Origin of the sequence: Microbacterium sp. (genome assembly GCF_047606685.1) — a bacterium.
GTDB lineage: Bacteria > Actinomycetota > Actinomycetes > Actinomycetales > Microbacteriaceae > Microbacterium.
Window position 1 is genome coordinate 50,850 of sequence record NZ_JASGEC010000061.1, and the last position, 13,963, is coordinate 64,812.

Genomic DNA, 13,963 nt, shown 5'->3' on the forward strand with positions numbered 1-13,963 from the left:
GGTCAATTCCCACATGGGCTACATCAAGAGCGCTGCTCTCGAGGAGACGGGCTACGTCGTCCTCGACCCCTACAACCAAGAGCTGGACCCGAAGGAGTGGCTCGACATCGAGTACGTCGACTGGAAGTCGTCGGGCGACACCCGCTTCGCCCCGCTCGCGTCGGCGCACGGCGAGATCGAGTGCAACGGCTTCTGGAACTCCGTGCCGCCGCGCACCGACAAAGACGGCGTGTGGATCCCCTCGCAGGTCGAGAAGGCCCCGAACCTCACGCGCCGCGCCCTGGAGCCGGGCGCCAACGTCGGCCGCTGCCGCGTCATCGAGCTGCAGCCGAACACGTACGGCGACTGCCTGTACAACCTGCACCAGGACGACAACAACCGCCTGAACCCCGACGGCACCGGCTGGGTCGTGCGCGGGTTCTTCAACCTGTCCGACGACAAGGACAGCTTCTTCGTGCTGCGCGAGAACCGCACCGACCCGCAGGGCGAGACGCGTCTCGCCCTTCCTGCCGGCGCGCAGCTGATCATCGACACGCAGCGCCTGTGGCACGCCGCGACGCACGTCGGCAGCGAGCCGCGCTACTGCCTGATCACGTCGTGGACCTCGGGCCCCGAGCTCGACGCCTACATCGCGCAGCACAACGGCCGCAACAAGGTCGAGAGCGTGCCTGTCGCGCAGGACATCCTCGACGCCGGCTACGCCGAGCAGGCGCGGAAGGATGCCGCGCGCGCGGCGTACTACGCCGCCCGCGGCCAGGCCGAGGTCGCGCAGGTCATGAGCGAGGCCTGATCCGCCTCAGCTCGCGAGAGGAGCCCCGGTCTTCGGACCGGGGCTCCTTGCTGTGCCTCGTGCCCCGAGCGGGGCTTGAACCCGCGACCGACGGATTATGAGTCCGCTGCTCTGACCGGCTGAGCTATCGGGGCTCGAACCGAGTCCATCCTACGGGCGGGTGTCTTCGGCATCCGCGCTCATAGCCGAGGAGACGCGCCGAATCACACGCTTGTCATTCGACGCCCGCATGGGTGATAATGGGGCCACAACGCAAGAGCCATGCTCGCGTGACGCAGGTCGTAGGGGAAGACGCACCTGAGGAACGGAGAGACGGATGGCGACACCACAGGCGCGGGGAGTGATCTTCATTCACTCCGCGCCACGAGCGTTGTGCCCCCACCTGGAGTGGGCGGTCGGCCGCGCGCTTGGGCGGCCGGTCAGCTTCGACTGGGCCGACCAGCCCGTGCTCGCCGGCTCGCGCCGCGCCGAGTTCTACTGGGAGGGCCCCGCCGGCACCGGCGCGCAGTTGACCACGGCCATCCGCGGCTGGGAGCACCTGCGCTTCGAGGTGACCGAAGACCCGACGCCGCGCAGCGACGGCGGTCGCTGGCTGCACACGCCGGGCCTGGGCATCCACTACGCACAGACCGACGCGGCCGGCAACGTCGTGATCGGCGAAGACCGCATCCGCTACGCGATGGAGGTCGCTGCCGGCGACGCGTTCGAACTGCAGCGCGAGCTTGCCGTGGCGCTGGGCACCGCGTGGGACGACGAGCTGGAGACATTCCGGCACGCGAGCGACGACGCGCCGGTGGTATGGCTGCACAAGGTGGGATGAGACACGGGTGGGATGAGACACGCCGCGACGTGAGACGAACAGCGGCGACACGACACAACTCAAGAGAAGGTTTCAGGCGCGGCGAGGCGCGACTACCGGATGCCGGTGACCACTTCCCGGCGCTGGAAAAGCGAATCGCCGCCGCCTGACTCGACACACAGGGGACGCCCCTCGGTATGGCTTCACCGAGGGGCGTCCGTTCGTCTGGGGCGCGTCAGGCCGACGTGAAGGCGGCGACGGCGTTGTGGCCGCCGAAGCCGAACGAGTTGCTGATCGCGAGGTGCGGGCCAGACCCGATTGGCTGCGGCTCGGTCGAAACGCGGAACGGCACGTCGGGGTCCTGCTCGGTGATGTTGATCGTCGGCGGCGCGACGCCGTCGCGCAGCGCGAGGATCGTGAACACGGCCTCGAGCGCGCCAGTGCCGCCGAGCAAGTGGCCTGTCGACGACTTCGTGCCCGACACCGGGATCTCGTCCACGCGCGAGCCGAAGATCGTCTTCAGCGCCTGGTACTCGTTGGGGTCGCCCACCGGCGTGGAGGTCAAGTGCGCGTTGATGTGCGTGACGTCGTCGGGCGAGGCATCCGCCATCTCCAGCGCCATGCGCACAGCGCGGGCCGCCCCGACGCCCTCCGGGTCGTTCGCGGTGATGTGGTACGAGTCGGCCGTCACACCGCCGCCGACCACGGCGCCGTAGATCTTGGCGCCACGGGCCCTCGCGTGGTCCTCGCGCTCGAGGATGAGCACCGCGGCGCCCTCGCCCATGACGAAGCCGTCGCGGTCGACGCTCGTCGGGCGCGACGCGGTCGCGGGGGAGTCGTTGCGCTTGGACAATGCCTGCATCGAGGCGAACGAGGCGATCGTGATGGGGTGGATGGCGGCCTCCGTGCCGCCGGCGATGACGACGTCCGCGAGGCCGTCGCGCAGGTGCTCGACAGCGGCGATGATCGACTCGGTGCTCGACGCGCACGCGCTCGCGACCGTGCGCGCGTAGGCGCGCGCGCCGAAGTGGAGGGAGAGATTGCCCGCGGCCGAGTTCGGCATGAGCATCGGCACCGTCATGGGCATGACGCGGCGCGGGCCCTTCTCGCGCAGGGTGTCCCACGCGTCGAGCAGGGTCCACACGCCCCCGATGCCGGTGGCGAAGTCGACCCCGAGCCGGTCGGGCTCGACGTCGGGGCTCCCCGCGTCCTCCCACGCCTCCATCGCGGCCACGAGCGCGAACTGCGACGACGGGTCGAGTCGCTTGGCGACAGGACGCGCCAGCACCGTGTCGGGCCGAACGAGCGCCTCGGCGGCGAACGTCACGGGCAGCTGCAGCTCTTCCACCCAGTCGTGCTCGAGGGGGCGCGCGCCGGACGCGCCGCCCAGCAGGGCGGACCAGCTGTCCGGGGCCGTGCCGCCGATCGGCGACGTGGCTCCGATGCCGGTGATGACGATGCGCGGATTGCTCATTCGTGGGGATCCTCGTTCGGGGGGCAGGGAGGCGGGCGGACGCGCGCAGCGTCCGCCCGCGGATGTCACGCCTGGTTCGACGCGATGTAGGTGACGGCGTCACCCACGGTCTTGAGGTTCTTCACCTCGTCATCGGGGATCGTCACGCCGAACTTCTCCTCGGCGTTGACGACGATCGTCATCATTGAGATCGAGTCGATGTCGAGGTCGTCGGTGAAGGACTTCTCCAGCGCGACCTCGTCTGCTGAGATTCCGGTCTCGTCCGTGATCAGCTCTGCGAGTCCGGCGAGGACCTCGTCGTTGGTGAATGCCATGGGGTGTCTCCTTGGGTCGGTGGATCTGATGAGGGCGCGAGGCCGCTGTTCAGTCTAGGGTCGGTCGATCACGGCAGCACGACGACCTGCGCGGCAAACACGAGACCGGCCCCGAACCCGATCTGCAGCGCGAGCCCGCCGCTGAGCTCTGGGTGCTCTTCGAGCAGACGGTGCGTGGCGAGGGGGATCGACGCGGCGGACGTGTTGCCGGTGGTCTCGATGTCGCGCCCGATCACGACCGTGTCGGGCAGCTTCAGCTGCTTCGCGAACTCGTCGATGATGCGCATGTTGGCCTGGTGCGGCACGAAAGCGGCGAGATCGGATGCCTCCACGCCCGCCGCCTCGAGGGCCTGGCGGGCGACCTTCACCATCTCCCACACGGCCCAGCGGAAGACCGTCGGGCCTTCCTGGCGCAGCGTCGGCCACGGCGACTGGCCGTCGCGGAACTCGGTCAGCGTGTGGTTCATCGTGACGGCGTCGGACTTCGAGCCATCCGACCCCCACACCGTCGGGCCGATGCCGGGGGTGTCGCTGGGGCCGACGACGACCGCGCCGGCGCCGTCGCCGAGCAGGAACGAGATGCTGCGGTCGGTCGGGTCGACGATGTCGCTGAGCTTTTCGGCGCCGACCACGACCGCGTAGTGCGCGGCGCCGGCGCGGATGAGAGCGTCGGCCTGCGCCACGCCGTACGCGAAGCCCGCGCACGCCGCGTTGAGGTCGTACGCGGCCGCCGGGTTCGCGCCGATGCGGTCGGCCACGATGGCCGACACCGACGGGGTCTGGCGCGGATTGCTGATCGTGGCGACGATGACCGCGTCCACGCTCGACGGCTCCACGCCCGAGCGGCGCACCGCCTCGGCGGCGGCCGCCGAGGCCAAATCGATCGCGTTCGTGCCGTGGTGGGCACGCGCCCGCGTCACGATGCCGGTGCGCTGGCGGATCCACTCGTCGCTGGAGTCGATCGGGCCCACGAGGTCGTCGTTGGGCACCGCGTTCTCGCCGCGGGCGGCGCCGTACGCGTAGATCCGCGTGCACGCGGGCCCTGCGGCCTGCTTCAACGCGGTCACGAGTGGTCCCCGGCGATGAGAGCGACGGCCTCGTCGAGGTCGTCGGGGGTGCGCACCGCGACCGCCGGAACGCCCTTGAGCGCGCGCTTGGCCAGCCCCACGAGCGTGCCGGCGGGGGCGAGCTCGATGATGCCGGTGACACCGTGGTCGGCGAACGAGGCCATGCACTGGTCCCAGCGCACAGGAGAGGCGACCTGGCCGACGAGCAGGTCGAGGGCCTGGCGGCCGGATGCCACGACCGAGCCGTCATGGTTGGTCCACAGCGTGATCGTGGGGTCGGAGACGGGGACCTCGGCGGCCGCGTCGCGTAGGCGGTCGACGGCGGAGGCCATGAACACCGTGTGGAACGCGCCCGCGACCTGCAGGGGCACGATGCGGGACCCGCGCGGCGGCTCTTGGCGCAGCTCGTCGAGCTGCCCGATCCCGCCCGCGGCGACGATCTGGCCGGAGCCGTTGTGGTTGGCCGCGGTGAGCCCCAGATCGTCGAGCCGAGCGAGCACCTCGTCTTCGACTCCGCCGAGCACCGCGCTCATTCCGGTGATCTCGAAGGCGGCCGCGTGGGCCATCGCCCGTCCGCGGATGCCGACCAGGCGCATGGCGTCGAGATCGGAGAGCACGTTCGCGCCCGCGAGCGCGGCCAGCTCGCCGACCGAGTGCCCGGCGATGCCGCCCACTTCGCCCTTCGTGACGCGCTCGCTCAGCGCGTGCCACGCGAGCAGGCTGGCCGCCACGATCAGCGGCTGCGCGATGCTCGTGTCGCGGATGACGCTGGCCTCGGAGTGCACGCCGTGCTCGACGACATCCACCTCCGCCGCGTCCGCGTACTGCTCCAAGCGTTCGCGCGCGCCGTCGAGCGCGAGCCAGGGTTCCAGGAAGCCGGGGGTCTGCGAGCCCTGACCAGGGCATACGACGACGATCACCGTCTTAGTCTGCCAAACTCTGATACCCGCTACCGGTCGTGCTCTGACAAGAATGCCGGATTCGGTTGTGCGCGCCGGACAATCGGGCCCGAGCGTCAGGTCTGGGCCCGCCGCGCCGCGCCCGGGCGGCGTCGGACATCCGCGTGCCCGACGGAGCCGAGAATCAGCGCGGTCTGCAATATCAGCGCCTCGCGCGGGCCTGTGGCATCCCAGCCGATCACGTCCGAGACGCGCTTCAAGCGGTACCGCACGGTGTTCGGGTGCACGAACAGCTCGCGGGCGGTCGCCTCCAGCGACCGGCCGTTGTCGAGATAGCTCCACAGCGTCGCGACGAGGTCGCTCGAGTGCGCCTGCAACGGGCGGTAGATGCGCTCCACGAGGGTGTGCTTGGCCAGCGGATCGCCTGCGAGCGCGCGCTCCGGCAGCAGGTCGTCGGCCTCGACCGGGCGCGGCGCGTTGCGCCAGCCGCGGGCGACCGCGAAGCCGGCAAGGGCGGCACGGGCGCTCTGGCTCGCGTCGACGAGGGCTGCGACGGCCGGGCCGAGCACGAGATAGCCCGGTCCGAATCCCGGTTCGAGCTGCTTTGCGATCTCGGTGAAGGGCAGGTCGGGCGCGCGCTCGTCTCCCGCCCGGGCGGGAAGCTGTGCGCGCCCGATGACCAGCACGAGCCGCGACCCCTGCACGCCGATCAGCACATCGACGCCGAGCTTGCGCGCCGTGCGCCGCAGCTGGTCGACGTCGAACTGCGGGGGAGTCGTGCCGACCAGCACGCACACCGCGCCGTGGCCGTGCCAGCCGAGGGCCGCGATGCGGCTCGGGAGCTCCTCGTCGGTCTCGCCGGTGAGGATCGAGTCGACCACGAGCGCCTCGAGCCTGGCGTCCCACAGCCCGCGGGCTTCGGCGGCCCGGGCGTACACGTCGGCGGCGGCGAAGGCCACCTCGCGGGAGTACAGCAGGATCGCCTCGCGCAAGTGCGCGCCCTTGCCCGCGACGCGCTCCTCGGTCACCTCCACCGTGACCCGGATCAGCTGCAGTGTCTGCTGCAGGCTGACGCTGCGCAGCAGCTCGCGCGGCGCAGCGGCGAAGATGTCGGCAGCGATCCACGGCGTGGAGGCGGGCTCGTCGTACCACTGGATGAACGAGGTGATGCCCGCCTGCGCGACGAGCCCGACCGCGGATCGCCGCGCCGGCGGCATCTCCGCGTACCACGGCAGCGACTCCTCCAGGCGCCGCAGAGTGGCTGTCGCGAGGTCGCCGGAGATCCGGCGCAGCCACGCGAGGGTGTCGGTCTTGTCCATCGGCGATGTCGGCGACGACATCCTGCGGGTCAGCTCTCGCCGCCCGCGCTGCCGCTCGTGCCGGCGTTGACGTCGAAGAGCCGGTACTTCTCGATGGCGTGGCCTGCGAGGCCTCGATCGACCGCGCCGTCCTCGGCGAGGGCCTGCAGGGTGCGCACCACGACCGAGGGGCCGTCGATCTTGAAGAACCGACGCGCCGCGGCGCGTGTGTCCGAGAACCCGAACCCGTCGGCGCCGAGCGTGGCGAAGCGCTGGGGCACCCACGGGCGGATCTGGTCTTGCACGGCGTGCATGAAATCGCTGACCGCGATCACGGGGCCTGCGGCGTCGCGCAGCTTCTCGGTCACGTAGGCCGTGCGGGGCTCCTCGTGCGGGTGGAGGAAGTTGTGCTCGTCGGCGGCGAGGCCGTCGCGGCGAAGCTCCGACCACGAGGTGACCGACCAGACATCCGCCTGCACGCCCCAGTCGTCGCGCAGCAGCCGCTGGGCCTCCAGTGCCCACGGCACGCCGACCCCCGACGCGAGCAGCTGCGCGCGCGGACCGTCGCCTTCGCCGACGGAGATGCGGTGGATGCCGCGGACGATGCCCTCGACATCCACTCCCTCGGGCTCGGCGGGCTGGACGATGGGCTCGTTGTACACGGTCAGGTAGTACATGACGTTCGGGTCGGGGTGGTTGCCGCCGTACATGCGATCGAGCCCGGACTGCACGATGTGCGAGATCTCGTAGCCGTACGCGGGGTCGTACGACACCGTCGCCGGGTTTGTCGACGCGAGCAGCAGCGAGTGCCCGTCGGCGTGCTGCAGGCCTTCGCCGGTGAGTGTGGTCCGGCCAGCCGTGGCGCCGATCACGAACCCGCGCGCCATCTGGTCGGCGGCAGCCCACTGGGCGTCGCCGGTGCGCTGGAATCCGAACATCGAGTAGAAGACGTACACCGGGATGAGCGGCTCGCCGTGCGTGGCGTACGACGTGCCCAGCCCCGTGAACGCCGCGACGGCGCCGGCCTCGTTGATGCCGACGTGCACGATCTGGCCCTGCGGGCTCTCCTTGTAGGCGAGGAGCAGCTCGCGGTCGACCGCCGTGTAGTTCTGGCCGTTCGGGTTGTAGATCTTGGCGCTCGGGAAGAACGCGTCGATGCCGAACGTGCGCGCCTCGTCGGGGATGACCGGCACGATGCGGTGTCCGAAGCCCTTGACCCGCAGTAGGTCTTTAAGGAGCCGCACGAACGCCATCGTCGTGGCAATCTCCTGTGTGCCCGACCCCTTCTTCATCTGAGCGTACGTGTTGTCGTCGGGGAGCGTGATCGGCACGTGGGTGGCGCGCCGCTCCGGCAGGAACCCGCCGAGGGCGCGCCGGCGCTCGCGCATGTACTGGATCGTCTCGTCTTCGGCGCCCGGGTTGAAGTACGGCGGGAGGTACGGGTTCTCTTCCAGTTGCCCGTCGGAGATCGGGATGCGCAGCGTGTCGCGGAAGTCCTTGAGGTCTTGCAGCGTCATCTTCTTCATCTGGTGGGTCGCGTTGCGCCCCTCGAAGTGCGAGCCGAGGCTGTACCCCTTGATCGTCTTGGCGAGGATGACCGTCGGCTGGCCCTTGTGCGCGACGGCGGTCTTGTAGGCCGCGTAGACCTTCTGGTAGTCCAGGCCGCCGCGGCTGAGCTTGCCCCAGATGTCTTCGTCCGACCAGTCCTTCACGAGCGCGGCCGCGCGCTCGTCGCGCCCGAAGAAGTGGTCGCGGATGAACTTGCCGTCTTCGGCACGGTACGTCTGGTAGTCGCCGTCGGGGGTCGCGTTCATCAGCTGGACAAGCGCGCCGTCGCGGTCGGCGGCCAGCAGCGGGTCCCAGCCACGGCCCCACACGACCTTGATGACATTCCACCCCGCGCCGCGGAAGAACGCCTCGAGCTCCTGGATGATCTTGCCGTTGCCGCGCACGGGCCCGTCGAGGCGCTGCAGGTTGCAGTTGACGACGAAGGTCAGGTTGTCCAGGCCTTCGTTCGCGGCGACCTGGAGCTGCCCGCGGCTTTCCACCTCGTCCATCTCGCCATCGCCGAGGAATGCCCACACGCGGCTGTTGGACAGGTCTTTGACGCCGCGGTTGGTGAGGTACTTGTTGGTCATCGCCTGGTAGATCGCGTTGATCGGGCCGATGCCCATCGACACGGTGGGGAACTGCCAGTACTCCGGCATGAGCCGGGGGTGCGGATAGGAGGGGATGCCGTTGGGCGCCTGCGACTTCTCCTGCCGGAAGCCGTCGAGCTGGGCTTCGCTCAGCCGGCCCTCGAGGAACGAGCGCGCGTAGATTCCGGGGGAGGCGTGCCCCTGGATGAAGACCTGGTCGCCGCCGGACGGGTCGTCAAGGCCGCGGAAGAAGTGGTTGAAGCCGACCTCGTAGAGCGACGCCGACGAGGCGTAGGTGGAGATGTGCCCGCCCACGCCGATGCCCGGGCGTTGCGCTCGGTGGACGGTGATGGCGGCGTTCCACCGGATCCAGCGGCGGTAGCGTCGCTCGACCGACTCGTCGCCGGGGAACTCGGGCTCGTTCTCGGGAGCGATGGTGTTGATGTAGTCGGTTGTCGGCACCTGCGGCACGTTGAGGTGCAGCTCGTGCGACTTCTGCAGCAGGCTGAGCATGACCTCGCGACCGCGGCCGGAGCCCTTCGCGTCGACGAGCTGCTGGAGCGACTCCTGCCATTCCGCGGTCTCGTCGGGATCGCTGTCGGTGTGGCCCTGGGAGTACGGATCCTGATTGTGGACGGTCACGTGCGGCCTTTCGTCGACTGGCGGGTTGTGCCAAGTGAGTAACAGCAGGCGCCCGTCACTTGTCGCCATTTGACAAACGGCAGGCGCTCCTCAGCCTAGCCACTTTCGCACGGCTGACGCCTCGCGATCCTGCGGTTCGCAGCCTCGAGTGCGCCACGACGCGGCGATGTGGGTAGCCTTGCGCCGTGACTTCCCGTTATGTCGTGGCCACCGACGGCGCGTGCAAGGGCAACCCGGGCCCCACCGGCTGGGCGTGGGTCGGCGAGGACGGACACTGGGCGGCCGGGGCCTTGACGGAGGGCACGAACAACATCGGCGAGCTGCTCGGCCTTCTGCACGCGCTCGAGGACCACCCAGAGGTGGACGAGCTCGTGGTGCAGGCAGACTCCAGATACGCGATCGACACCTACGTGTCGTGGATGGACGGCCACCGCCGCCGGGGGTGGAAGACCTCCACGGGCGCGCCGACGAAGAACCGCGCCATCCTCGAGCAGCTCATCGCCGTCCGCGACGCGCGGCGCGCGGCCGGCTTGCCTGACGCCGTGCTCGAGCACGTCCGCGGCCACCGCGGGCATGTCCTCAACGAGTGGGCGGACGAGCGGGCCGTGCGGGCCGCGGAGCACGCTGCGGCGGGCACGGCGAGCGCGTGGTCGTCGCTGGGCGGACGCCATCCTCAACTCGACGTCTCGGCCGCTCCGTCACGAACGCGACGCTAGGCGCCGCGTGCCCGGCGCGTGGGGAAGCGCCGGCCCGGCACAGGGGACTCAGGCTCGACGAGAGCGGCGCGCGTACAGCACGCCGCCGGCCGCAGTGAGCAGCAGCGCGAACAGGACTGCAGCAGAGGTCAGCTGCGCCCCCGTCGCTGCCAGCTCGTCGTCGCTCGCCTCGTCGTCGGTCGTGTCGTCGTCGCTCGTGTTGTCGTTCGCCGACAGCACGACGCCGTTGACCGTGCACGGGGTCGTGGCGTCCACCTCGCAGGAGGTGCTGGGCGTTGCCGCATCCGGATCCAGCACCCAGTTCGCGATCACGCCGTCGCCGAGGTCGGCCTCGTCGTGCACCGTGAGCGTGTAGCCGACCTGGTCGCTCTCGCCGGCCGGGAGCGTGCCCGTCAGCGGCAGGCGTTGATCGGCGGTCACGGCGCCGGGCAGGACGTGCCCTGACAGCGACGCCGGCTCATCAGTGAGATCGGCGTCGTCGAGCGCGTTCGAAAGGTCGTCGACGAGGTCGACGTCGTAGGCGCCGGTCCCGACGTTCTCGAAGCTCAGCGTGTAGCGCAGCGTGTCTCCCGGAGCGACGTCCGATCCCGATGCCGGGTCGACGCTCTTGGCAACCGACAACTCACCCACCGCGTGCGTCGTGCATGCGGTGTCATCGGACTCGCAGGTCGTCGGCGGGGTCGCGTCGGCCGCGAACACGTAGTTCGACAAGACGTTGTCGCCATGGGAGCCGTCCGGGTTCACTGTCACCCGGTACGTGACGGTCTCGGTCGTGCCGGCCGCGACCGCGCCCGCGATCACCACCGTCTCTCCGTCGACGACGGGCGTGAGGGTGTCGCCGGGAGTCGATGGGTCGGCCGTCAGCGTCGCGTCGTCCAGCACGCCGGAAAGGTCGTCGACGTGATCGACCGTGGCCGCGCCGGTGCCCTCGTTCGCGAACTGCAGCGTGTAGGTCAGCACGTCGCCGCTCTGCACCGCAGTGCCGGAGGCCGGGTCGGCCGTCTTGGTCACGATCAGGTGCGGCACGAAGTGGATCGTGCAGTCATCGGAGCCGGGAACGCACGAGTCGAGTCCGACAGAGGCCGGCGGCTCGGCTCCGGTGGGCAGCAGGAAGTTCGCCAGGATGCTGTCGCCCTGGTCGGCGAAGGGCAGGACTGTGGCGGTGTAGGTGACGGTGTACGACGCGCCGGCCGGCACCGTGCCGGTGACGACGATTTGTTCGAGCGGATCTCCCGAAGCGACCGCGGTCAGGTCCTCGGAGACGATGTCCGCGATCGTGGCGTCGTCCGACAGGCCTGTCGTCGTGTCGGTGTAGTCCACCGTCGCGTCGGCCTCGCCGTCGTTGGCGAACGTCAGCGTGTAGGTCAGCACGTCGCCAGGCTCCACGTTCGTGCCGGACGCAGCGCTCGCGCTCTTGGTCACGGTCAGATCCGATCCGGGCAGCGAGGTGGCGTCGCACGGCACACCCGTCGCCTCGTCAAGGCCGTCGTCCGTGCGCGGATCACACGTCGGCGTGTCTTCATCGACGTCGGTGGGGCCAAAAGCGACGTTGACGAGCGTCGCGTCGCCCGCCCCCTCTTCGTAGGTCACGGTGTACGTGATCGCGACCGACTGGCCCGACACGAGGGCGCCCGTCCAGACGATACGCTCGCCGTCGAGCGTCGGGTCATCGCCGACACTGGCCGTGAGCGAGTCCTCGTCGAGTGTCGCGTCGTCGAGGACGTCGCTGAGATCGTCGACGACGATCGCGGGGGAGGCGGTCGTGTACGCGCCGGGGCCGGTGTTGGTGGCCGTCACGGTGTACGTCACGGTCGCGCCGTCGGCGGGCAGGCTCGTCACGTCGGACTGCTTCTCGATGCGCAGGCTCGGCACCGAGAACGACGTCGAGGCGCAATACAGATTGGTGTCGCTGTCGTAGCCGTCCTCGTCGCACGCCGGCGTGTCGACATCGTCGGCATCCTCTCCCGACGGGATCCCGAAGGCGACGTTGCGGCCCGCGCCGTCGCCTCCGGCATCCGTGACCGTCACGGAGTAGGTCAGCTCGACCGAATCGCCCGCCGCCAGGGGGCCCGTCCACGTGAGTCGCGGTTGCGAATACGTGATCGCGCCATCGGTGGGATCGGATTGGGCGTCGTCGTTGTAGTCGGCGACGTCCAGCACGCCTGACAGGTCGTCCACCAGCACCGCGGGGTCGTCCGCCGTGAAGTCGGCGTCGCCGATGTTCGTCGCGGTCACGGTGTACTCGACGGTGTCCCCGACCGAGGCGGAGGCGTCGTTGTCGTCGGCTGACGAGGTCTTCGCGACCTGCAGGCACGTGCCGGGGGTGACGAGGGTGGCCGCGTCGCGGTCGGCCTCCACGTACGTCCAGTCGTCGATGTACTTGTTGTTGCCCCAGGAGTTGGTCCCGTACGTCCACCCGTGCACGCCGCCCGTGCTGGCCACGCCCGAGGTGCCATCCGTGACGGATGTGGTGTTGCCGCGAGAGGAGGTGTTGGTGTCGTCCCAGTAGATGACGTCGGTGCCGGTGGACGGGCCGTTCTGCCGGATCAGCTCGATCGTGCGGGCCTCCACGTCGGTCTGCACCACGTGCACTTCGCCGATCCGGTCGACGTAGACGCGGGCGCTCAGCTGCGTGCACGGGGCGATCGTGTTGCCTTCGCCGTCGAGGCCGTCGAACTCGTACTCGATCGGTTCCCCCGCGGCGCCGAGCTCGATGACACGGTCGACGGCATCGTCGTAGTCGCCGTCGTTGTTGACGTCGATCTGCAGGCTGTACCCTCCGAAGAAGTTGTCTCCCAGGTCGTAGGAGAACACACCCGCCGCGGATTCCGACGAAGTCGGCGTGTACGTGAAATCCGTCGCCGACAGCGTCTCCGGGTCGACCGGCTCAGGTTTGATCACCTGGGTGACGGTGGCCGCCGCGGTCGAATCCCACGCTGAGGCGCTCACCGGGAGGTCGGTGTTCGGCTCCTCGAAGAAGACGCGGTAGGGCACGGAACAGGGCACCGTCGGCGGGCCGGTCGGGTTGGTGTTCGCATCCAACGACTGGTAGGAGGGCGTGCACTGGTCCTCGGTGGCCACGCCGGCACTCGTCAGTCCGACCGGCAAGCCGAGGGAGGTCGCGGTGACCGTCGAGTTGACCCCGTTGTAGTTGCGCAGGGTCAGCGCGTACTGGTAGCCGCTGTCATTGAGCAGCCAGAAGGTGAGCTCCTTCAGGTAGCTGGTTCCGCCGCTCTGGCTGATGTTGTATGCCTCCGTCCACACTCGCCCCGTGATCTCGCTGACGCCGGTCGCCACGGTCTGGCTACGAGGATTGGTGCCGCCCGTGAATCCCGGATTCCCGTCGTAGACGGCGAACGACCAGTTCTGGGCGGTGCTGCTTTCGCTGTTGAGGCTGCCCCCGGTCTGCACGACCCACACGCCTTCCGTCGCCACCGTCACCTGGATCGGCGTGGAGATCGTGGCGCTGTTCGCCGTAGCGGGCCCGATGACGGTGCCGTCGGGAGCGGTGATCGTCGTGGAGCCGGTACTGCCCCAGAAGTGGATCCACTCCCCCTCGGCCGCGTAGGCGTGGTAGGCATTGCTGCCCTGCATGTCGTAATTGGTCGTGTTCGGCGAGACATTGTCCTCGACACGCACGGCGTGGGCGGAGCCCGCCCCGGCGGCAACGAGCACGAGAGAGGCGATCAGGGTGGTCACGAGAAGGCGCGGGCGCGGAGGGATGCGGCGATCGGACACAGGCTTCCTCGGTCGTCGGTGGGGACGGTCGCGGGCTTCCACCGCCAACCTGAGAAGTGATCCTAGCCTGGATATCAATGTGATATGT

Annotated in this window: 10 protein-coding genes and 1 tRNA gene; 3 read left to right on the forward strand and 8 right to left on the reverse strand. The window is 69.6% G+C overall.

All coding sequences use genetic code 11. The annotated features are described in order from the left end of the window. Positions 1-13 precede the first annotated feature (13 nt). A complete protein-coding gene (locus QM611_RS07245; protein WP_415079236.1) occupies positions 14-790 on the forward strand; it encodes a hypothetical protein in 777 nt (258 codons plus the stop codon). 60 nt (positions 791-850) lie between these two features. Here QM611_RS07245 and QM611_RS07250 read toward each other — a convergent pair. Next, positions 851-924: transfer RNA gene (locus QM611_RS07250), tRNA-Ile, on the reverse strand. A 182-nt stretch (positions 925-1,106) separates the two neighbouring features. On the opposite strand from QM611_RS07250, the gene QM611_RS07255 reads away from it, so the two are divergent. Further along, positions 1,107-1,610 carry a DUF3145 domain-containing protein gene (locus QM611_RS07255; protein WP_415079237.1) on the forward strand — a complete coding sequence of 168 codons (504 nt, stop codon included), beginning with the start codon at positions 1,107-1,109 and terminating at the stop codon, positions 1,608-1,610. A gap of 214 nt (positions 1,611-1,824) precedes the next feature. Here QM611_RS07255 and QM611_RS07260 read toward each other — a convergent pair whose 3' ends face one another. The 6 genes from QM611_RS07260 to aceE all read right to left on the reverse strand — a co-directional run bounded on the left by QM611_RS07260 (position 1,825) and on the right by aceE (position 9,421). Beyond that, positions 1,825-3,063: a beta-ketoacyl-[acyl-carrier-protein] synthase family protein gene (locus QM611_RS07260; RefSeq protein ID WP_415079238.1), complete on the reverse strand. Its 1,239-nt coding sequence runs from the start codon at positions 3,061-3,063 to the stop codon at positions 1,825-1,827. A 65-nt stretch (positions 3,064-3,128) separates the two neighbouring features. Then, entirely contained in the window at positions 3,129-3,377 is a 249-nt protein-coding gene (locus QM611_RS07265) for an acyl carrier protein (protein ID WP_415079239.1), read from the reverse strand. A gap of 68 nt (positions 3,378-3,445) precedes the next feature. Continuing rightward, positions 3,446-4,444, reverse strand: a complete 999-nt coding sequence (locus tag QM611_RS07270; protein ID WP_415079240.1) for a beta-ketoacyl-ACP synthase III — start codon at positions 4,442-4,444, stop codon at positions 3,446-3,448. Then, the gene (locus QM611_RS07275; protein WP_415079241.1) at positions 4,441-5,364 is read right to left on the reverse strand and encodes an ACP S-malonyltransferase; all 924 of its coding nucleotides are present in this window, start codon (positions 5,362-5,364) and stop codon (positions 4,441-4,443) included. The genes QM611_RS07270 and QM611_RS07275 overlap by 4 nt, the downstream gene beginning before the upstream one ends. Before the next feature lie 95 nt (positions 5,365-5,459). Further along, positions 5,460-6,662, reverse strand: a complete 1,203-nt coding sequence (locus QM611_RS07280; protein ID WP_415079242.1) for a PucR family transcriptional regulator — start codon at positions 6,660-6,662, stop codon at positions 5,460-5,462. A gap of 29 nt (positions 6,663-6,691) precedes the next feature. Continuing rightward, positions 6,692-9,421 carry a pyruvate dehydrogenase (acetyl-transferring), homodimeric type gene (gene aceE, locus QM611_RS07285; RefSeq protein ID WP_415079243.1) on the reverse strand — a complete coding sequence of 910 codons (2,730 nt, stop codon included), beginning with the start codon at positions 9,419-9,421 and terminating at the stop codon, positions 6,692-6,694. Between the two features lie 185 nt (positions 9,422-9,606). Between aceE and QM611_RS07290 the strand changes: the two genes are divergently transcribed. Further along, on the forward strand, positions 9,607-10,137 hold the full coding sequence (locus QM611_RS07290) for a ribonuclease H family protein (protein WP_415079244.1): 531 nt from the start codon (positions 9,607-9,609) through the stop codon (positions 10,135-10,137). A gap of 48 nt (positions 10,138-10,185) precedes the next feature. On the opposite strand, the gene QM611_RS07295 is transcribed toward QM611_RS07290, so the two are convergent. After that, positions 10,186-13,875 carry a hypothetical protein gene (locus QM611_RS07295; protein WP_415079245.1) on the reverse strand — a complete coding sequence of 1,230 codons (3,690 nt, stop codon included), beginning with the start codon at positions 13,873-13,875 and terminating at the stop codon, positions 10,186-10,188. Positions 13,876-13,963 lie beyond the last annotated feature (88 nt).